The organism is Streptomyces sp. SID5469 (assembly GCF_009862865.1).
Lineage (GTDB): Bacteria > Actinomycetota > Actinomycetes > Streptomycetales > Streptomycetaceae > Streptomyces > Streptomyces avermitilis.
Window position 1 is genome coordinate 8206667 of the sequence record NZ_WWIN01000001.1, and the last position, 18457, is coordinate 8225123.

The 18457-nt window shown below is 72.7% G+C and carries 16 protein-coding genes and 1 pseudogene; 14 read left to right on the plus strand and 3 right to left on the minus strand.

Annotated features, from left to right (window positions below):
* Positions 1-16 precede the first annotated feature (16 nt).
* On the minus strand, positions 17-559 hold the full coding sequence (locus GTY58_RS35695) for a hypothetical protein (RefSeq protein WP_010988274.1): 543 nt from the start codon (positions 557-559) through the stop codon (positions 17-19).
* A gap of 359 nt (positions 560-918) precedes the next feature.
* Between GTY58_RS35695 and fmt the strand changes: the two genes are divergently transcribed.
* Together fmt and GTY58_RS35705 are read left to right on the plus strand one after the other, a co-directional pair.
* Positions 919-1851, plus strand: a complete 933-nt coding sequence (gene fmt / locus GTY58_RS35700; protein WP_010988275.1) for a methionyl-tRNA formyltransferase — start codon at positions 919-921, stop codon at positions 1849-1851.
* An 842-nt stretch (positions 1852-2693) separates the two neighbouring features.
* Positions 2694-4124 (plus strand): transcription antitermination factor NusB, encoded by a 1431-nt coding sequence (locus GTY58_RS35705; RefSeq protein ID WP_010988276.1) that lies wholly within the window; start codon positions 2694-2696, stop codon positions 4122-4124.
* Here the strand turns inward: GTY58_RS35705 and GTY58_RS35710 are convergent.
* A complete protein-coding gene (locus GTY58_RS35710) occupies positions 4105-6309 on the minus strand; it encodes an MMPL family transporter (RefSeq protein ID WP_042493930.1) in 2205 nt (734 codons plus the stop codon). The genes GTY58_RS35705 and GTY58_RS35710 overlap by 20 nt on opposite strands.
* A gap of 135 nt (positions 6310-6444) precedes the next feature.
* Between GTY58_RS35710 and rpe the strand changes: the two genes are divergently transcribed.
* From rpe to GTY58_RS35750, 8 genes are all read left to right on the plus strand, one after another.
* The gene (gene rpe, locus GTY58_RS35715) at positions 6445-7131 is read left to right on the plus strand and encodes a ribulose-phosphate 3-epimerase (RefSeq protein WP_010988278.1); all 687 of its coding nucleotides are present in this window, start codon (positions 6445-6447) and stop codon (positions 7129-7131) included.
* A gap of 78 nt (positions 7132-7209) precedes the next feature.
* Positions 7210-8253, plus strand: a complete 1044-nt coding sequence (locus tag GTY58_RS35720) for a sugar-binding domain-containing protein (protein WP_010988279.1) — start codon at positions 7210-7212, stop codon at positions 8251-8253.
* 41 nt (positions 8254-8294) lie between these two features.
* Complete coding sequence (locus GTY58_RS35725; RefSeq protein WP_010988280.1) at positions 8295-8702, plus strand: ribonuclease domain-containing protein; 408 nt, start codon at positions 8295-8297, stop codon at positions 8700-8702.
* Positions 8699-9076 (plus strand): barstar family protein, encoded by a 378-nt coding sequence (locus GTY58_RS35730; protein ID WP_010988281.1) that lies wholly within the window; start codon positions 8699-8701, stop codon positions 9074-9076. The genes GTY58_RS35725 and GTY58_RS35730 overlap by 4 nt, the downstream gene beginning before the upstream one ends.
* Positions 9077-9183: 107 nt before the next feature.
* The gene (locus tag GTY58_RS35735; RefSeq protein ID WP_042494618.1) at positions 9184-10626 is read left to right on the plus strand and encodes a GuaB1 family IMP dehydrogenase-related protein; all 1443 of its coding nucleotides are present in this window, start codon (positions 9184-9186) and stop codon (positions 10624-10626) included.
* 86 nt (positions 10627-10712) lie between these two features.
* Positions 10713-11213 (plus strand): GNAT family N-acetyltransferase, encoded by a 501-nt coding sequence (locus GTY58_RS35740; protein WP_010988283.1) that lies wholly within the window; start codon positions 10713-10715, stop codon positions 11211-11213.
* Between the two features lie 251 nt (positions 11214-11464).
* On the plus strand, positions 11465-12943 hold the full coding sequence (locus GTY58_RS35745) for an amino acid permease (RefSeq protein ID WP_010988284.1): 1479 nt from the start codon (positions 11465-11467) through the stop codon (positions 12941-12943).
* Positions 12944-12953: 10 nt separating this feature from the next.
* Positions 12954-13406 carry an Lrp/AsnC family transcriptional regulator gene (locus GTY58_RS35750; protein WP_010988285.1) on the plus strand — a complete coding sequence of 151 codons (453 nt, stop codon included), beginning with the start codon at positions 12954-12956 and terminating at the stop codon, positions 13404-13406.
* Here GTY58_RS35750 and GTY58_RS35755 read toward each other — a convergent pair.
* Positions 13403-13612: pseudogene (locus GTY58_RS35755) on the minus strand (UTRA domain-containing protein); the annotation flags it as partial. The gene GTY58_RS35750 and the pseudogene GTY58_RS35755 sit on opposite strands and share 4 nt — an antisense overlap.
* 249 nt (positions 13613-13861) lie before the next feature.
* On the opposite strand from GTY58_RS35755, the gene GTY58_RS35760 reads away from it, so the two are divergent.
* From GTY58_RS35760 to GTY58_RS35775, 4 genes are all read left to right on the plus strand, one after another.
* Positions 13862-16273, plus strand: a complete 2412-nt coding sequence (locus tag GTY58_RS35760; protein WP_037646587.1) for a nitrate- and nitrite sensing domain-containing protein — start codon at positions 13862-13864, stop codon at positions 16271-16273.
* On the plus strand, positions 16263-16802 hold the full coding sequence (locus tag GTY58_RS35765; protein ID WP_010988288.1) for a roadblock/LC7 domain-containing protein: 540 nt from the start codon (positions 16263-16265) through the stop codon (positions 16800-16802). The genes GTY58_RS35760 and GTY58_RS35765 overlap by 11 nt, the downstream gene beginning before the upstream one ends.
* Before the next feature lie 7 nt (positions 16803-16809).
* Positions 16810-17187 carry a DUF742 domain-containing protein gene (locus GTY58_RS35770; protein WP_010988289.1) on the plus strand — a complete coding sequence of 126 codons (378 nt, stop codon included), beginning with the start codon at positions 16810-16812 and terminating at the stop codon, positions 17185-17187.
* Positions 17188-17621: 434 nt separating this feature from the next.
* Positions 17622-18410 (plus strand): carbon-nitrogen hydrolase family protein, encoded by a 789-nt coding sequence (locus GTY58_RS35775; protein WP_010988290.1) that lies wholly within the window; start codon positions 17622-17624, stop codon positions 18408-18410.
* Positions 18411-18457 lie beyond the last annotated feature (47 nt).

Consider the following 18457-nt stretch of genomic DNA (forward strand, 5'->3'; position numbering starts at 1 on the left):
GTTCCGCGTGTGCTGGTCAGCCGTTGCGCGGGCCCGGGAAGGCCGTCGGCCTGGCCTCGTCGCGGAGCGTGGGGCTGCCCGCCGTCGGCTGGGTCGGCATGGAGCGGGCCGCGGGGACCGTCGGCACCGTGGGGATGCCGGTGTTGACGCTCACCGTACGAGCGGCCGTCGGCTCGGTCGCGCGCTCGGCGTCCGCGGCTGCCTGGGCGGCGGCGCGCCGCGCGCCGTAACGGCGGTGCACCGCCTGCTTGGTGACTCCGAGCGCGGAGCCCACCGCGTCCCACGAGAAGCCCAGGGAGCGGTCGAAGTCCACGGCGGCCGTGACCAGGGTCTCGACACTGTCGCGCAGTTCCTGGGCGAGGCGGACGGTCGGAGCGGGAGCGCGTCCGTAGACGACGAAGCCCGTGGACGGGCCGGAGCGGCGTGGGCGGTAGACGTTGCCCAACTGGGCGGTGAGCGTGCGCAGTGCGTCCACCTGCCGGCGGACCCGCTCGATGTCCCGCACCAGCAAGTGCAGGCTGGCCCGAGCCTGGGCGTCGTGGGTTGCGTGGTCGGCCATGAACAAGCCTCTCGAACCGGCGTTGAAAAGGATCGGGCCGCGATTGCGGCCCGTTGTGGTCAACTCTCTCTTGACCAACGCGCTTCGGGGATTGTGGTCACGGTGCGGGGGCGTATGAGCATGTACACAGGGCGCGCGCACGCCCGTACGCCCCGGCCCCGATGACTCGCCGGGGTATCTCCAAAGAGGCGTCAGGGGAGTTGTCAGGGACGGCGTCGAGGGGCGTACGGCTCCGTTCCACAGCCATACGCCCCCTCAAACTCCTGCTCCCATAGACTGGTGCGCTGCCCCGCACGGCTTTGCGCAGCCGGATCGCGCGGGGCTGACAGAACTCCCGCCCGAGAGGCCGACATCCACCCATGAAGCTCGTCTTTGCAGGTACTCCCGAGGTCGCCGTTCCCGCCCTGGACGCTCTGATCGCCTCCGGGCGGCATGAGGTGGCCGCCGTCGTGACGCGGCCCGACGCCCCGGCCGGGCGGGGACGGCGGCTGGTCGCGAGTCCCGTTGCCCAGCGGGCGGAGGAGGCCGGGATCGAGGTGCTCAAGCCGGTCAAGCCGCGGGACGAGGAGTTCCTGGCGCGGCTGCGGGAGATCGCGCCGGACTGCTGTCCCGTCGTCGCCTACGGCGCGCTGCTGCCGCGGGTCGCCCTCGACATTCCGGCGCACGGCTGGGTCAATCTGCACTTCTCGCTGCTGCCCGCCTGGCGCGGTGCCGCTCCCGTGCAGCACTCCATCATGGCCGGGGACGAGATCACCGGAGCGTCCACCTTCCTCATCGAGGAGGGACTCGACTCCGGGCCCGTCTTCGGCACCGTCACCGAGGAGATCCGGCCCACCGACACCAGCGGCGACCTGCTCACACGGCTCGCCTTCGCCGGTTCCGGGCTGCTCGTCGCGACCATGGACGGTGTCGAGGAGGGCAAGCTGAAGGCCGTGCCGCAGCCCGCCGACGGCATCACTCTCGCGCCGAAGATCACCGTCGAGAACGCGCACGTCGACTGGTCTACGCCGGCGCTGCGGGTCGACCGGGTGGTGCGCGGGTGCACGCCCGCGCCCGGTGCCTGGACCGTGTTCCGCGGCGAGCGGCTCAAGCTCATCCAGGTCGTCCCGGTGCCCGAGCGGACCGATCTCGCCCCGGGCGCGCTGTCCGTCGGCAAGAACAACGTGTACGTCGGCACCGGTTCGTACGCCGTCGAGCTGCTGTGGGTGCAGGCCCAGGGCAAGAAGCCGATGCGGGCCGCCGACTGGGCACGCGGCGTACGCATCACGGACGGCGAGCCCCTCGGCGCGTGACCCGCGCTCCCGCGCCGCGGGGGCGCGGCCGCTGGGCTACGACGCGCGTCCGACGGGGGCACCGGGCGCCGGCTACCGGCTACCGGTCACCGGGGCGCCGGCTACGAGGGCGCCCGTCCTTGGCCACCGGGGCATCGGGCACGGGCTGTGGGGGCACCTGTCCCTGGCCGCCGGGGCATCGGCCACCGGCTGCGGGGGCCTCTGCCCCCGGCCGCGAGCGACCGGGGCACCGGCTGTGGGGGCGCCTGTCCCTGGCCACCGGGGCATCGGCCACCGGCCACGGGCCACCAGGAAGCGGCTCCCGTCCGGTGGGGCAGCCGCGGTATGCCCAGCCGTCCCTTGCGGGACCGGTAGCGCGTGGCTCCGCCAGGCGGCCCCGTCGACGCACGCCCCGCCTCGGGTCGGCCCCCGAGCCAATGGCACCGCCGAGCCGGGCCGTGTGCCCGCGGAGGTGTGATCGCCGAGTTGGGTGGCGCGGCTTACGGACGTACGACCGCTGAGCCGGGTCGTGTGCCGGTGGGGGTGTGATCGCCGAGTTGGGCGGCGCGCTCACGGACGTATGACCGCTGAGCCGGGTCGTGTGCCCGCGGATGTAGGCCGCCGAGCCCGGGTCGTGTGCCTGCGAAGACGTGACCGCCGAGCTGGGCGGCGCGCTCACGGACGTATGGCGTGTGCCTGCGCAGACGTGACCGTCCAGCTGGGCCCCGTGGCTCACGGACGTGTGACCGTCCAGGTGGGCCCCGCGTCCGCGGACGGATCGTCGCCCGGGGCGGCTGCGCCCCGTAGCCCCCACGACGTAGGCTGAAAGGCGCACTTCTCCCCAGATCCGGAGCACCTTTTTCGTGAGCGAGCAGTCCCGTCAGCCCCGTAAGCCGGGCAAGCCCCACCGTCGTCCCCAGAAGGACCCCGTCCGCTTCCTCGCCTTCGAGGCGCTGAGGGCGGTGGACGAGCGGGACGCGTACGCGAACCTCGTCCTGCCGCCGCTGCTGCGGAAGGCGCGCCAGAAGGGCGACTTCGACGGGCGGGACGCGGCGCTCGCGACCGAGCTGGTGTACGGGACGCTGCGCCGGCAGGGGACGTACGACGCGGTGATCGCGGCCTGTGTCGACCGGCCGCTGCGCGAGGTCGATCCGCCGGTGCTCGATGTACTGAGCCTCGGTGTGCATCAGCTGCTCGGCACCCGGATTCCCACCCACGCCGCGGTGTCCGCCTCCGTCGAGCTCGCCCGCGTGGTGCTCGGCGACGGGCGCGCCAAGTTCGTCAACGCCGTACTGCGCAAGGTCGCCCAGCACGACCTCGACGGCTGGCTGGAGCAGATCGCGCCGCCGTACGACGACGACGCCGAGGACCATCTCGCCGTCGTGCACTCGCATCCGCGGTGGGTCGTCTCCGCGCTGTGGGACGCGCTGGGCGGCGGGCGCGCCGGGATCGAGGACCTGCTGGAGGCCGACAACGAGCGGCCCGAGGTGACCCTCGTCGCCCGCCCGGGGCGCTCCACCGCCGGTGAACTCCTCGGCGTACTCGGCGAGGAGTCCGCGCTGCCGGGCCGCTGGTCGCCCTACGCCGTCCGCCTCACGGAGGGCGGCGAGCCCGGTGCCATCGACGCCGTGCGGGAAGGCCGTGCCGGCGTACAGGACGAGGGCAGCCAACTCGTCGCGCTGGCGCTCGCCAACGCCCCCCTCGACGGGCCCGACCAGGCCTGGCTGGACGGCTGCGCCGGGCCCGGCGGCAAGGCGGCCATGCTCGCCGGTCTCGCCGCCGAGCGCGGTGCCGTGCTGCTCGCCTCCGAGAAGCAGCCGCACCGGGCCGGGCTGGTGGCGAAGGCCCTCGCCGGGAACCCGGGGCCGTATCAGGTGATCGCGGCCGACGGCATCCGTCCGCCGTGGCGGCCCGGCACCTTCGACCGGGTGCTGATGGACGTGCCCTGCACGGGGCTCGGCGCCCTGCGCCGTCGGCCCGAGGCCCGCTGGCGGCGGCGGCCCGAGGACCTGGACGGCTTCGCGCCGCTGCAGCGCGGCCTGCTGCGCACCGCCCTCGACTCCGTGCGGGTCGGCGGTGTCGTCGGCTATGCCACCTGCTCGCCGCACCTCGCCGAGACCCGCGCGGTCGTCGACGACGTCCTCAAGCACCACACGGTCGCGGCCGAGCTGATCGACGCCCGCCCGCTGCTGCCGGGCGTACCGGCGCTGGGCGAGGGCCCCGACGTACAGCTCTGGCCGCACCTGCACGGCACCGACGCCATGTATCTGGCGCTCATCCGCCGGACTGCCTGACCTCCGCGTCGGGCGCCGCCACGGTGGCGGCGGCGCCGGCGTCGCCGCCGTCCTCGTGCGACAACCGGTGCGGCCACCACACCTTGGGGCCCCCGTCCAGGAACAGCGCCGTGACCAGCACCGACCGCACGACGAACGTGTCCAGGAGCACGCCCAGCGCCACCGCGAAGCCGATCTCCGCGAAGGCGACCATCGGGAGTGTGCCGAGAGCGGCGAACGTGCCGGCCAGCACCAGCCCCGCCGAGGTGATCACCGCGCCGGTCGCGGCGAGGCCCGTCACGACGCCGGGCCGGGTGCCCCGGCGGGCCGCCTCCTCGCGGATGCGGGTGGTCAGGAAGATGTTGTAGTCGATGCCGAGGGCCACCAGGAACACGAAGACGAACAGCGGGAAGTCCGTCTGCTCGCCGGCGTAGTCGAAGAGGTGCCGGAAGGCGAGCGCGCTCGCGCCCAGCGCCGCCGCGAAGGACAGCACGACCGTCCCGATCAGCAGCAGCGGTGCCACCAGGGCACGCAGCAGCAACCCCAGGATCAGCAGGACGACCACCAGGACCGCCGGGATGACCACCAGGTTGTCGTGCGTCGTCGCCGCGTCCATGTCGAGCAGCGCCGCGCTGCCGCCGCCCACCCGCGCCCGGGCGTCGGGCACGGCGTGCACGGCGTCGCGCACCCGCTCCACGGTCCGTTTCGCGGCGTCGCTGTCGGACGGGTCGGTGAGGGTCGCCTCGAACAGCACCTTGCCCCCGGACGACGGTTTCGTCCCCGGCGGCACGGTGACGCTGTCCGCCACCACGCCCTTCGTCCCCGCGACCGCCTTCCGTACCTGGTCGCCCCGCGCCTGATCCGCGACGACGACCAGCGGATCGCCGGTGCCCGCCGGGAAGTACCGCGCCGACACCTCCTGGCCGACGATGGAGTCGGGCCTGCCGGTGAAGGCGTCCGCGTTGCCGATGCCGCTCGCGCGGAGCTGGAGCAGGCCCAGGGAGAGCGCCGCGAGGACGAGCGCCGTGCCGCTCCACACGAGGCGCGGACGGTGGGCGATACGGCGGCCCATGCGCGCCCACAGGCCCCGTTCCGTGGGGTCGGCCGCGCCGAAGTGCGGGATCGCGGGCCAGAAGATCCAGCGGCCGAAGACCAACAGCAGGGCGGGGAAGAGCGTCAGCATCGCCAGCAGCGCGATCGCCACCCCGATGGCGGCCACCGGACCCAGGCCGCGCGTCGAGTTCATCTCGGCGGCGAGCAGCACCAGCATGCTCAGGACGACGGTCGCGCCGGAAGCGAGCACGGCCGGGCCCGCCCGGTTCAGGGCGAGTGCCATCGCCTCGTGGCGGTCCTCGTGGCGGCGCAGCCCCTCCCGGTAGCGGGCGACCAGCAGCAGCGCGTAGTCCGTGCCCGCGCCGAAGACGAGCACGGTGAGGATGCCCGCGCTCTGCCCGTTGACGGTCAGACCCGTGTGTTCGGCGAGGAGATAGATCAGCGCCTGGGCGGTGAACAGCGCGGCGACCACACCGGTCAGCGGGACGAAGATCAGGGTGATGCTGCGGTAGGTGACCAGCAGCATCACGATCACGACGCCCATCGCGGAGAGCAGCAGCGTCGAGTCGATGCCCTCGAAGGCCTTGGAGAAGTCCGCCGAGGTGCCCCCGGGCCCCGTGATGTGCACGGCGAGCCCGCCGCCGCCCCCGCCCACCTGGTCGCGGAGGGAGTCGACGGCCGGGGCGAGCTCCTGCCAGCCCTTCTCGTCCATGGTGATGGGCACGTGGATCTGGGCGGCCTCGGGCGCCGACGGGGTGTCGTAGGCGGGCCCGCGGCTCTCGTCGCCGCGTACCCCGTGCGCCGTGAGTCCCTTGATCCGGTCGGCGTCCCGGGCGATCCGCCGCTTGTCCTGCGCGGTCAGCCCGCCCTCGCGCGCGTACACGACGACCGCGGGGATCTGCTCCGGCCTGAACGTGCCGGACGTGACCAGGACTTGGGTGGACTCGGCCGAGCCCGGCAGCCAGGACGCCGCGTCGTTGTCCTGGGCGCCGGTGAGCTTCGACGCGAGCGGTGCCGCGACCACCAGCAGCACCAGCCACAGCGCGACGATCAGCCACTTGCCGCGCCGTCCGCACACGCATCCGACGAGTCCCCGGGGCAGCACGGATCCGCTGAGTCCCCGGCGCGCACGGCGCCCTTCTCCGACCGTCATGGCGCCCCCCGTGGCCGCTTGTGGAGCCGGTGGCCCGGCCAGCATGGCACGCGGGGCCCCGGCGCGACATCCGCATGACGGGACCGGCTTTGGACCGGGGAGAGCAACCGGCCCGGGGCATGGCAGGCTTGGGGCATGGCCGTGCAGATCAACCCCAGCATCCTGTCCGCCGATTTCGCCCGTCTCGCCGAGGAGGCCAAGGCGGTCGAAGGCGCCGACTGGCTCCATGTCGACGTGATGGACAACCATTTCGTACCGAACCTCACGCTCGGCGTGCCGATCGTAGAGGCGCTGGCGCGGGCGACGGACACTCCGCTGGACTGCCATCTGATGATCGAGGACGCCGATCGGTGGGCGCCGCAGTACGTGGAAGCGGGTGCCGGTTCCGTCACCTTCCACGCCGAGGCGGCCGCCGCGCCGGTGCGGCTCGCCCGCGAGATCCGGGCCAAGGGGGCCCGTGCCTCCATGGCGCTCAAGCCCGCGACGCCCATCGAGCCGTACGAGGACCTGCTGCCCGAGCTCGACATGCTGCTGATCATGACGGTCGAGCCGGGCTTCGGTGGCCAGGCGTTTCTTGACATCATGCTTCCGAAGATCCGCCGCACCCGTGAGCTGATCAGCAAGCACGGGCTCGAACTCTGGCTCCAGGTCGACGGCGGAGTCTCGGCTTCCACCATCGAGCGGTGTGCGGAGGCGGGCGCGGACGTCTTCGTCGCGGGGTCGGCGGTGTACGGGGCGGCGGACCCCGCAGACGCGGTACGTGCATTGCGCACCCAAGCCGAGGGGGCGACGGCCCTCGCCTCCTGGGCGTGCGACCACTGAACCAACGGAACCTGAACGACGACCGTCCGGGCTGATCAAGTACGCGGGATCTGCGAGGATGAACGGCGAATCCAGAGTGTGAACAGCAGTGAGGAGATGGCCGTGTCTGGTATGTCGGCGGGCCGGTCAGCGATGCGGATGGGACCCGCTGAGCTGGTGCAGGCGGCGGCCATGGCCCGCCGCTTCTACCTCGAGGGCAAGTCCAAGATCCAGATCGCCGAGGAGTTCGGCGTCAGCCGCTTCAAGGTGGCAAGGGTCCTGGAGACCGCTCTCGAACGGGATCTCGTGCGTATCGAGATCCGCGTGCCCGCCGAGCTGGACGCGGAGCGCTCCGACGCGCTGCGCGCCCGCTACGGCCTCAGGCACGCCGTTGTGGTCGAGTCCCCGGCCGAGGCCGAGGAGTCGCCCGACCCGGAGAACCTCGGTGAGGTGGCCGCTGACCTGCTCGGCGAGCTGGTCACCGAGGGCGATGTGCTGGGTCTGGCCTGGGGCCGGTCCACCATCCACATGGCGGCGGCCCTCGACCGGCTGCCACCCTGCACGGTGGTGCAGCTGACGGGCGTGTACGACGCCGGGACCGCCGAGCGCGGCTCGGTGGAAGCGGTGCGACGTGCCGCGCAGGTGTCCGGCGGGGACGCCCACCCCATCTACGCGCCGATGCTGCTGCCGGACGTGGCCACCACCGCGGCACTGCGCAACCAGACGGGGATCGCGCGGGCCTTCGAGTACTTCGACAAGGTCACGGTCGCCTGTGTCTCCATCGGCTCCTGGGAGCCCGGCATCTCGACGGTGCACGACATGCTCAGCGACGAGGAGCGCGCCCACTACGCGTCCCTCGGGGTCGCCGCCGAGATGTCCGCGCACCTCTTCGACGCCGACGGCCGCCGGGTCGGGCGGGACCTGGGGGAGCGGTGCATCACCGTCAAGGCGGACCAGCTGCGCCGTGTCCCCGAGGTCGTCGCGATCGCGGGCGGACAGCGCAAGGCGGCGGCGATCGACGCGGTGCTGCGGTCCGGTCTGGTCACCAGCCTGGTCACGGACACATCGGCGGCGGACTACCTGATGGCGGCGGGTCCCACGCCCAGGCCCGCACTCAACCGGGCGGACCCGGACGGCCCCTGACCGCGCGCCCGCGGAGGGACGGCTGTGACAGCATCGGCGGCATGCTGCTGCGGTCCGTCCCCCGTGTGCTCGCGGGGCTGTTCGTCTGTCTGGCCGTTCTGCTCACCGGCTGTTCGCCGACCGGGCCGACCAAGGCGCCCGCCTCGTCCGCGCGTCCTTCATGGGCCGCCGGCATGGCCACGGTCAAGGAGTCCCAGCTCCCCGCCGAGGCCCGGCAGACCCTCGCCCGCATCGACCGGGGCGGCCCCTTCCCGTACGCCATGGACGGCGCGGTCTTCGGGAACTTCGAGCGGCTGCTGCCCCGGCACCAGCGGGGTTACTACCACGAGTACACGGTGAAGACGCCCGGCTCGCGCGATCGCGGGGCCCGGCGCATTGTCACGGGGCAGAGCGACGAGATCTACTACACCGATGATCACTACAAATCGTTCAGGGCGGTGCTGAGATGACCGACGGCACGCTCGCCGACGTACTGCGCGCCTGCGGCTGGACCCCTATCGAGCTGGACCTCGGCGGGGTCACCACCAAGCCCGCCTTCATGGACCGTGTCGCCCTCGCCCTCGGCCTGCCCGACTGGTTCGGGCGCAACTGGGACGCCCTCGCCGACTGCCTCGCCGACCTGTCGTGGGCACCGCCCGCCCGGGGACGGCTGCTCGTCATCACCGGATGGCAGGAGTACGCGCTGGCGGCGCCGCACGACTGGGGTATCGCCCAGGAAGTGTTCGGCGAGGCCAGTGACCGCGGGCGTGGCACCGGCACCGAACTCCATGTCGTACTGGCTCTCGGAGGATCCTCCCAAGGCACCTCTGACCAGCCTGGATGATCTGTCCGGGCCCCGCACACCCGGTGTCATGGGAGAATGAAGTACGTGCTCTTCCCCCTGGCTGACCTGTCCGGGGGCCACCTCTGATCGACTGGGATGTGCAGCACGTGCGTTTCCTCAACGACATCAAGCCCCCGTACGACCTGACGTACGACGACGTCTTCATGGTGCCGAGCCGCTCCGCGGTCGGCTCCCGGCAGGGCGTGGACCTCACCTCCCCGGACGGCACGGGCACCACCATCCCGCTGGTCGTCGCCAACATGACCGCGATCGCCGGCCGCCGCATGGCCGAGACCGTGGCCCGCCGCGGCGGCCTCGTCGTCATTCCGCAGGACATCCCGATCGAGGTCGTCACCGAGGTCGTCTCCTGGGTCAAGGGGCGTCATCTGGTCCTGGACACGCCGATCGTGCTCGTCCCGCACCAGACCGTCGCGGACGCGCTGGCCCTGCTGCCGAAGCGGGCGCACAACGCGGGTGTCGTAGTGGACGAGGACGGCCGCCCGGTCGGTGTGGTCACCGACACCGACCTGACCGGCGTCGACCGCTTCACTCAGCTGTCCGAGGTCATGTCGAGGGATCTGCTGCTGCTCGACGCGGACATCGAACCGCGCGAGGCCTTCAACAAGCTCGACGGCGCCAACCGCCGCTACGCGCCCGCCGTCGACCGCGACGGCAGGCTGGCGGGCATCCTGACCCGCAAGGGCGCCCTGCGCGCCACGCTGTACACGCCCGCCACCGACGCCGACGGCAGGCTGCGCATCGCCGCCGCGGTCGGTATCAACGGCGATGTCGCGGGCAAGGCCAAGCAGCTGCTCGACGCGGGTGTCGACACGCTCGTCATCGACACGGCGCACGGCCACCAGGAGTCGATGATCAGCGCGATCAGGACCGTGCGCGCGCTCGACCCCCAGGTGCCGATCGCCGCAGGCAACATCGTCGCCGCCGATGGTGTGAAGGACCTGGTCGAGGCGGGCGCGGACATCATCAAGGTCGGGGTCGGCCCCGGCGCCATGTGCACCACCCGCATGATGACGGGTGTGGGCCGGCCGCAGTTCTCGGCCGTCATGGAGTGCGCCGCCGAGGCGAAGAAGTACGGCAAGCACGTGTGGGCCGACGGCGGTGTCCGTCACCCGCGCGACGTCGCGATGGCGCTCGCCGCCGGCGCGTCCAACGTGATGATCGGCTCCTGGTTCGCAGGCACGTACGAGTCGCCGGGCGACCTTCAGCAGGATGCCGACGGGCGCCTGTACAAGGAGTCGTTCGGCATGGCGTCGGCGCGTGCGGTGCGCAATCGCACGTCGGAGGAGTCGGCGTACGACCGCGCCCGCAAGGGCCTGTTCGAGGAGGGCATCTCCACCTCGCGCATGTTCCTCGACCCGGGCCGCCCGGGCGTCGAGGACCTGATCGACTCGATCATCGCGGGCGTCCGCTCCTCGTGCACCTACGCCGGCGCCAACTCCCTGGAGGAGTTCACCGAGAAGGCCGTGGTCGGCATCCAGAGCGCGGCCGGCTACGCCGAGGGCAAGCCGCTGCACGCCAGCTGGAGCTGACCCGCGACGCCCCTTCGAACGGCCCCCGTGGTACGCCCGCGGGGGCCGTCGGCGTACCGCCGCCGCCAGGGCCTAGCGTTGGCCGGATGAAGATCGCCATGTGCAGGGCCGCCGATGTCGCGCTCCTCGACCAGTACATCGGCTCCGCCGGCGTCACGTCCTCCCACGCCCGCCGTTTTGCCTGCCAGGAGGCGGGAGAGAGCACCTACCTCGTCGCCTGGCTCGACGACCGGCCCGTCGGGCACGCGGAGGTGCGCTGGACCGGCTGCGCCGCTGCCGAGGTGCGGGCCGCCCGCCCCGGGTGTCCCGAGATCAACGGGCTGGGCGTCTGGCCCGGGGAACTGCGTTCGCGCGGCATCGGGAGCGCCTTGATCCGCGCGGCTGAGGAGCTGACCCGGGAGCGCGGCCTCGACGTCATCGGTCTGGGGGTGGGTACGGACAATCCGCGCGCGGCCGAGCTGTACGCGCGGCTCGGGTACCGGCCCCTGACCGGGTACGTCGACCGCTGGTCGTACGAGGGCGGGGACGGGACGACCCACGAGTGCGCCGACCCGTGCACCTTCCTGGTCAAGGAGCTGCCGCGCTGACCGCGAGACGGCACCGCGGGGCCGTTGCGCAACCATCGAAAGGGCTTGCGCAACGAACACGCGCCTGGCTGCGATGAACGCAACGATCTTGCGGAGATGCGCAAGGTTGCTGCATTACGCCCGTGAAGCCCGGCCTCGTAGGGTCAAGCGCTGTACGTGGCGTGGCGAGGACCCCGCTCGGTGGGTCCCCGTTGCCAGGGGGTGCCGCCGGTCCCCGCCGCCCTGACCGGCAGCGATGAAGGAGCCGATGCGTGCTCGACCAAGGCGCACCCCCGCAGTCCCGCAGTCATCCCTCGGCCCCGGGCCTCGGCGCCCGCCTGATGCGCCGTAAGCCGGTGGAAAACCTGGTCGCCGAGGGCGGCCAGGGCGAGGGTGGCACTTTGCGCCGCTCCCTCGGCCTCTGGCAGCTGACCATGATCAGCATCGGTGCCACCCTCGGCACCGGAATCTTCGTGGTGCTCGGCGAGGCGGTGCCGAAGGCGGGCCCCGCCGTGACCCTGTCCTTCGTGATCGCCGGTCTCACCGCGCTCTTCTCGGCCCTCTCCTACGCCGAGCTCGCGGGCACCATCCCGGTCTCCGGGTCCTCGTACTCGTATGCGTACGCAACGATGGGTGAGCTGATCGCCTGGATCTGCGGCTGGTGTCTCGTCCTGGAGTACGGCGTCTCGGTCGCCGCCGTCGCGGTCGGCTGGGGCGAGTACCTCAACGAACTCCTCGACGGCACCATCGGCGTCACCATCCCGGACGCGCTCTCCGCGCCGCCCGGCGACGGCGGCATCTTCAATCTGCCCGCGCTGATCGTCGTCCTGCTCGCGATGGCGTTCCTGCTGGGCGGCGCGAAGGAGTCCGCGCGCGCCAACACGATCATGGTGATCGTGAAGATCGCCGCGCTGCTGATGTTCTGCGCGATCGGCATCCAGGGCTTCAAGTCCGGCAACTACGAGAACTTCATGCCGCTGGGCATGGCGGGCGTCAGCGCCGCCGGGGCCACGCTCTTCTTCTCGTACATCGGCTTCGACGCGGCCTCCACGGCCGGCGAGGAGGCGAAGAACGCGCAGCGCGACCTGCCGCGCGCGATCATGCTCTCGCTCGTCATCGTGACCGCGCTGTACGTGCTCGTCGCCGCCGTCGCCGTGGGTGCCAAGCCCTGGAAGGGGTTCAACGACTCCGAGGCCGCGCTCGCCGGGATCATGAAGGACGTCACCGGACAGACCTTCTGGGGCACCCTGCTCGCCGCCTGTGCCGTCATCGCCATCGCCAGTGTCGTCCTGACCGTGCTCTACGGACAGACCCGCATCCTCTTCGCGATGGCCCGGGACGGCCTCGTGCCCAAGGTGTTCGCGCGCGTCCACCCCAAGACGGGGGCGCCCCGCGCCAACACCGTCATCGTGTCGCTCTTCTGTGGTGTCCTCGCCGCCGCGATCCCGCTCGGGCAGCTCGCCGACGCCACCAGCATCGGCACCCTCTTCGCCTTCGGGCTGGTCAACATCGCGGTCGTGGTGCTGCGCCGGACCCGCCCGGACATGCGGCGCACCTTCCGGGTGCCGCTGTCCCCGGTGCTGCCGGCGATCGGCTTCGCGCTCTGCGTCTGGATGATGGGCAGTCTCTCGGCCGTCACCTGGGTGGTCTTCGGAGTCTGGATGGCCGTCGGGCTCGTGTTCTACTTCAGTTACGGCCACCGCCGTTCCCGGCTGGCCACGGCAGACACCGCAGTATCCGCACAGAAGTGAACCACCCACCTTGCTGAACGATCTCGACGAACGCATCGTGCACGCCCTCGCCGAGGATGCCCGCCGCTCCTATGCCGACATCGGCCAGGAGGTCGGTCTGTCCGCGCCCGCCGTGAAGCGGCGCGTGGACCGGCTGCGCGCGACCGGCGCCATCACCGGATTCACCGTACGGGTGGACCCGGCGGCGCTCGGCTGGGAGACCGAGGGGTTCGTCGAGATCTACTGCCGCCGCAACACCTCGCCGGAGACCATCCAGCGGGGTCTGGAGCGCTACCAGGAGGTCGTGGCCGCCTCCACCGTCACCGGTGAGGCGGACGCGGTCGTCCAGGTCTTCGCCTCCGACATGCGCCACTTCGAGCGAGTCCTGGAGCGGATCGCCGGGGAGTCGTTCGTGGAGCGTACGAAGTCCGTGCTGGTGCTCTCTCCCCTGCTGCGACGGTTCTCCTCGGGGTCGCCCACCTAGCCCGCGGGCTTGCGGGCCAGCGCGTTGTTCCCCGTCGAGTGGTGCGCGCCGAAGCTCACGGCGTCCGAGCGGTAGTGGTCGTCCGACCGCTCCGCCGGGCGCCCTTCGCGTGCCGTGGTGACCCGGCGGACGCGCAGCGGCGGGCTGGTGCGGCGCACGCCGAGCGGTCCGGCGTCCCGCGCACTTGCCGCCACCGCGTCGAGGACGCCCCTGGCCGGACATCGCCGGCGACGACCGGCCCTCGGACCACGCGGCGGTCATCACCACCTGCGCCGTGCGCAGCCATGCCGACCGAGCCGGTGTTACCCCAGGCAACCATTGCGGTCCGGGCGGGCCATCCCGTAGGTTGAGCGCTCGCTACCGGCGGGTAACACCGGTGGGTAACGCCGGTGGGCAACGCCGGGGGGACCGACCAACGCCCGGCCACCCGACCGTTCCGCCGTCCTGGGGAGACCATGCGCTGGCCCATCGGCCGTCCCACCACGGTCCGTGCGCGGATCGTGGCGCTGGCGCTCGCGCCGGTGATCGCCCTGATGGCGCTGTGGAGCTTCGCCATGGTGTCCGTCACCGGCGAACTGCGCGCGCTCGTCCGGGTCCAGGGTGTGTACGAGGACTTCGGCACACCCGTCGACACGGCGATCGGGCAGATCCAGATCGAACGGCGGCTCTCGGCCGGGTACCTGGGCGCCGACCACCGTACGGCGCGGGCCCCCGACCTGATGGAACAGCAGCACCGCACCGACCTGGCCCTGACCGCCCTGCGCGACGCGGTCCGGGACGGGGACCGGGGCCGGCTCTCCGACCGGCAGCGGCATGCCCTCGACGCCATGCTCGACTCCACCGGCCGGCTGGAGAAGCTGCGCGATCGCGTGCTGTCCCGGGACATCACCTGGGACCGCGCGGTGGCCGAGTACAGCGGCCTGGTGGAGCCGGGCTTCGACGTCCAGTCCACCCTCACCGCGCTCCAGGCCGGGCAGCTGGCACGCGAGGCGCAGGTCGTCATCGAGCTGGTGCGGGTGCGGGAGTTCGTGTCGCGCGAGGACGCGCTCGTCGCCGGGGCGCGGGCCGCCGGAACGCTCACCGACCGCCAGTACGACGCGCTCACCGCGACGATCGAGGACCGCCGGGTCTTCGAGCGGACGTATGTGCCGGACCTTCCTTCCGACTCGCGGGCGCTGTTCGAGGAGTTCCAGCGCGGCGCCGTCCACCGCGCGTTGACGAGGGGCGAGGACGCCCTGCTGCGGGCGGGGGCGGACCGGGCGGGCGAGGCCGTGGCGGCCGACTCCTGGCGCACTACCACCGACCGTGCCGTCAAGCGCTACATGCGGCTGTGTACGCGGTCGGCCGTCAACTCCGCCGACCGGGGACGGGCGTTCGCCTACCGGGAGCTGGCCAAGGCCGCGGTCGTCGGGGTCCTCGGGCTGGCCGCCGTGGGCCTGTCCCTGTGGTTCGCGGTGCGCGGCGCCCGGCGCATCTCGCGCCGGCTGGAGCTGCTGCGGGACGCCGCCGATCTGCTGACCAACCACCAACTGCCCGACGTGATGACGCGGTTGAGCGCGGGCGAGGACGTGGACGCGGTGGCCGAGGCGCCGCCGCTCGCCGATGGGGAGCTGCGGCCCGACGAGATCGGCCAGGTCGGCCGCTCCTTCAACACCGCACGCCTCGCGGCCGTCGAGGCCGCCGTCAAGCAGGCCGGCCTGCGGCGCGGGCTCTTCGCGGTGCTCCTCAACATCGCCCGCCGCAACCAGGCGCTCGTGCACCGTCAGCTGAAGCTCGTCGACACGCTGGAGCGGCGTACGGACGACCCGGACGTCCTGGAAGAGCTGTTCCGGATCGACCATCTGACCACCCGGATGCGGCGCCACGCGGAGAGCCTGATCATCCTCTCCGGCGCGGCGCCCGGCCGCAGATGGCGGCGGCCCGTGCCCGTCGCGGACGTCGTGGCCTCCGCGGTGGGCGAGATCGAGGACTACGCCCGCGTGGTGGTTCCGCCGATGCCGGAGGTGGGCGTCGCGGCGGACGCCGTCGCGGACGTCGTCCATCTGATCGCCGAACTCGCCGAGAACGCCACCGTGTTCTCGCCGCCCCACACCCGGGTCACCATGCGCTGCGGCCGGGCGCAGGGCGGCTTCGTCCTGGAGATCGACGACCGGGGCCTCGGCCTCGGACCCGACCAGATCGAAGAGGCCCACCGCACCCTCACCGGGCCCGACGACTTCGACCCCACCCAGCACGACCGGCTCGGGTTCTACGTGGTGGGGCGACTCGCCGCGCGGCACGGCATCGAGGTCACGCTGTGCCGGTCGCCGTACGGCGGCACGACCGCCGTCGTGCTGCTGCCGGAGGCGGTGCTCGCGACCGTGGAGCCCGCGGCGGCGGACGCGGAGCCTCGCGCCGCGCGGCGGGAGCCGGCCTCGCGGAGCGGCACCGCGCCGGCCGCCCGCGAGCAGGCGTCGGACGGTCCTCGCGAGCCGGCGTCGGAGCGTCCTCGTGAGCCGGCGTCGCAGCGTCCCCCTGAGCAGGCGCTGGACCGTCCTCGTGAGCAGGCGCTGGACCGTCCTCGTGAGGTGAGCGTGGAGCGCGACCGAGAGTGGCTGCGGCGCCGTACGGCGGACACCGGCCCGGACCCGGGCGCGCCCGCCCTGCCCACCCGCACACGTCAGTCCTCGCTCGCCCCCGGCCTGCGCACCGAAGGCCCGGCCGCCGACGAGACGCCGGAACGTGCGGTGACCCCCGAGGAGGTGCGCGCGGTGTTCGGGGCCTTCCAGCGCGGCCTCGACCGTGGCCGTAAGGGGATCCCGGCGCAGGCCGGCCCCCAGGAGCGAACCGACACCGAGGAAGGAACGGACCCCGACGATGCACCGTGAGCAGGCCCCCGAGCACCGTGATCGAACCTCCGAGCACCGCGATCGGACCCCCGAGCGCCGTGACCGGACCCCCGAACCGCCCGGCCGGGCTTCCGGGCCGGCCGCCCCCGCCCCCGCTTCCGAGCCGCCCGGCACGGACCTCGGCTGGCTGCTCGAGGACCTCGTGGCCAGAACCGACCATGTCCGCCAGGCCGTCCTCCTCACCGCGGACGGCCTCCCGCTCAGTGCCTCGGACGGCATGCGCGCCCGGGACATCGAGCACCTCGCCGCCGTCTGCTCCGGTTTCCACAGCCTGGCCCGGTCGGCGGGGGAGCGGTTCGCCGCCGGCGACGTACGGCAGACCATGGTGATGCTCGACGACGCCTACCTCTTCATCACCCCGGCGGGCGACGGCTCCCGGCTGGCAGTGCTGAGCGAGGTGCAGACGGACGTCGGTCAGCTGGCCCACGAGATGGCGCTGCTGGTCCGCCGGGTCGGGCGCCACATGGACGCCGCCGTGCGGTCGGCCGTCCACAGCGCCGGTTCCTGAACCGGCTGTGACCGACGACCACTGGTACGAGGACGAGACCGGGCCGATGGTGCGCCCCTACACCGTGACGCGGGGCCGGACCCGGCCCTCCGACCGGCACACCATCGACCTGATGTCCCAGGTCACAGCCCTGGAGACGGATCAGGGGCGGCCAGGCGTCGATCACGCCCGCGCGTCCCTGCTCGACCTGGTGCGCCGCGGGCCGCGGCCGGTCGTCGAGCTGGCCGCGGACGCCGACCTGCCCCTGACCGTCGTACGCGTGCTGCTCGGCGACCTCGCCGAGGCCGGTCTGCTGCGCATCGACGCGCCGCGGCGGATGGTGCCGGGCGGCACCGTCGACCCGGAGCTGCTGCGCGAGATCGTGGAGAGGCTGCGCGAGCTGTGACGACAGGGCCTGGAAGGCGAGCCGGGTCCACCCGGCGCCGCGCTGTCGTCTCGGACCGCGGCGGATCCGGCCGCCCCGGTGGTGAACAGCCCGGCGACACCGACCACGACGAGCCCCGTACGACGCGCGGGGCGCGCCACGGCGGTCCTTTCCGCAGGTGAAGCGGCCTGCCACACGGTTCCGCCGCCGCGCCCGCGCCCCATCGTGCCGCGGCCGCCGCCATGCCCCTGCCGTCCGGTGGGGGCACGGCTGTGATCTGCCTCTCGCGGAGGGCGGGGCCCACGTCTCGGGACGCGCAACGAATCGCCGCCGGACCGGTGACCTACGCAACGATTCGTTCACTGGCACGCAACGGCTCCTCCTTGTCCGGCCGAGCCCGCCGACCGTACGGTCTATCTGGCCCCCAAACCCCCTCCGTCCGGTGGAGAACACGCATGCGCACAGCCCTGCTCCAGAGCTCCGGCCGCCCCGGCTCGATCGCCGAGAACCTCAAGGTCCTCGACGAGGCCGCGGGCCGTGCCGCGGCCGCCGGTGCCGGGCTCGTGGTCGCGCCGGAGATGTTCCTCACCGGGTACGCGATCGGCGACGACGTCCCGCGCCTCGCCGAGCCCGCCGACGGAGACTCCGCCGACGCGGTCGCCGAGACCGCCTCCCGCCACGGTGTCGCGATCGCCTACGGCTACCCCGAGCGCGCGGGCGAGCAGGTCTTCAACTCCGCCCAGCTGATCTCGGCCGACGGCACCCGGCTCGCCAACTACCGCAAGACCCACCTCTTCGGCTGCTTCGAGCGCGACCACTTCACGCCGGGCGACCAGCCGGTGGTGCAGACGGAGCTGAACGGCCTCCGCGTCGGCCTCATGATCTGCTACGACGTCGAGTTCCCGGAGAACGTCCGCGCGCACGCCCTGGCCGGCACCGACCTCCTCGTGGTGCCCACGGCCCAGATGCACCCGTTCCAGTTCGTCGCCCAGTCCGTCATCCCGGTGCGCGCCTTCGAGAACCAGATGTACGTGGCGTACGTGAACCGGGTCGGCCAGGAAGGGGAGTTCGAGTTCGTCGGACTGTCCACGCTGGCCGGACCCGACGGAGTGGCGCGCGCCCGGGCCGGACACGGCGAGGAACTGGTCTTCGCCGACGCCGACCCCGCCGCCCTCGCCGCCTCGCGCGAGGCGAACCCGTATCTGAAGGACCGCCGCCCGGACCTCTACGGGTCCCTCGTCTGAACCCCCAGCCTTCCCCCCGAAGCTTTCGTGCAAGGAGTCCGTACCCC

What these genes read in the sequence shown, in the direction of transcription:
- GTY58_RS35695 (WP_010988274.1), bottom strand. Translation starts at nt 559, where the DNA reads ATGGCCGACCACGCAACCCACGACGCCCAGGCTCGGGCCAGCCTGCAC.
- GTY58_RS35765 (WP_010988288.1), top strand. Translation starts at nt 16,263, where the DNA reads ATGCACCGTGAGCAGGCCCCCGAGCACCGTGATCGAACCTCCGAGCAC.
- GTY58_RS35760 (WP_037646587.1), top strand. Translation starts at nt 13,862, where the DNA reads ATGCGCTGGCCCATCGGCCGTCCCACCACGGTCCGTGCGCGGATCGTG.
- GTY58_RS35725 (WP_010988280.1), top strand. Translation starts at nt 8,295, where the DNA reads ATGCTGCTGCGGTCCGTCCCCCGTGTGCTCGCGGGGCTGTTCGTCTGT.
- GTY58_RS35710 (WP_042493930.1), bottom strand. Translation starts at nt 6,309, where the DNA reads ATGACGGTCGGAGAAGGGCGCCGTGCGCGCCGGGGACTCAGCGGATCC.
- fmt (WP_010988275.1), top strand. Translation starts at nt 919, where the DNA reads ATGAAGCTCGTCTTTGCAGGTACTCCCGAGGTCGCCGTTCCCGCCCTG.
- GTY58_RS35740 (WP_010988283.1), top strand. Translation starts at nt 10,713, where the DNA reads ATGAAGATCGCCATGTGCAGGGCCGCCGATGTCGCGCTCCTCGACCAG.
- GTY58_RS35730 (WP_010988281.1), top strand. Translation starts at nt 8,699, where the DNA reads ATGACCGACGGCACGCTCGCCGACGTACTGCGCGCCTGCGGCTGGACC.
- GTY58_RS35775 (WP_010988290.1), top strand. Translation starts at nt 17,622, where the DNA reads ATGCGCACAGCCCTGCTCCAGAGCTCCGGCCGCCCCGGCTCGATCGCC.
- rpe (WP_010988278.1), top strand. Translation starts at nt 6,445, where the DNA reads ATGGCCGTGCAGATCAACCCCAGCATCCTGTCCGCCGATTTCGCCCGT.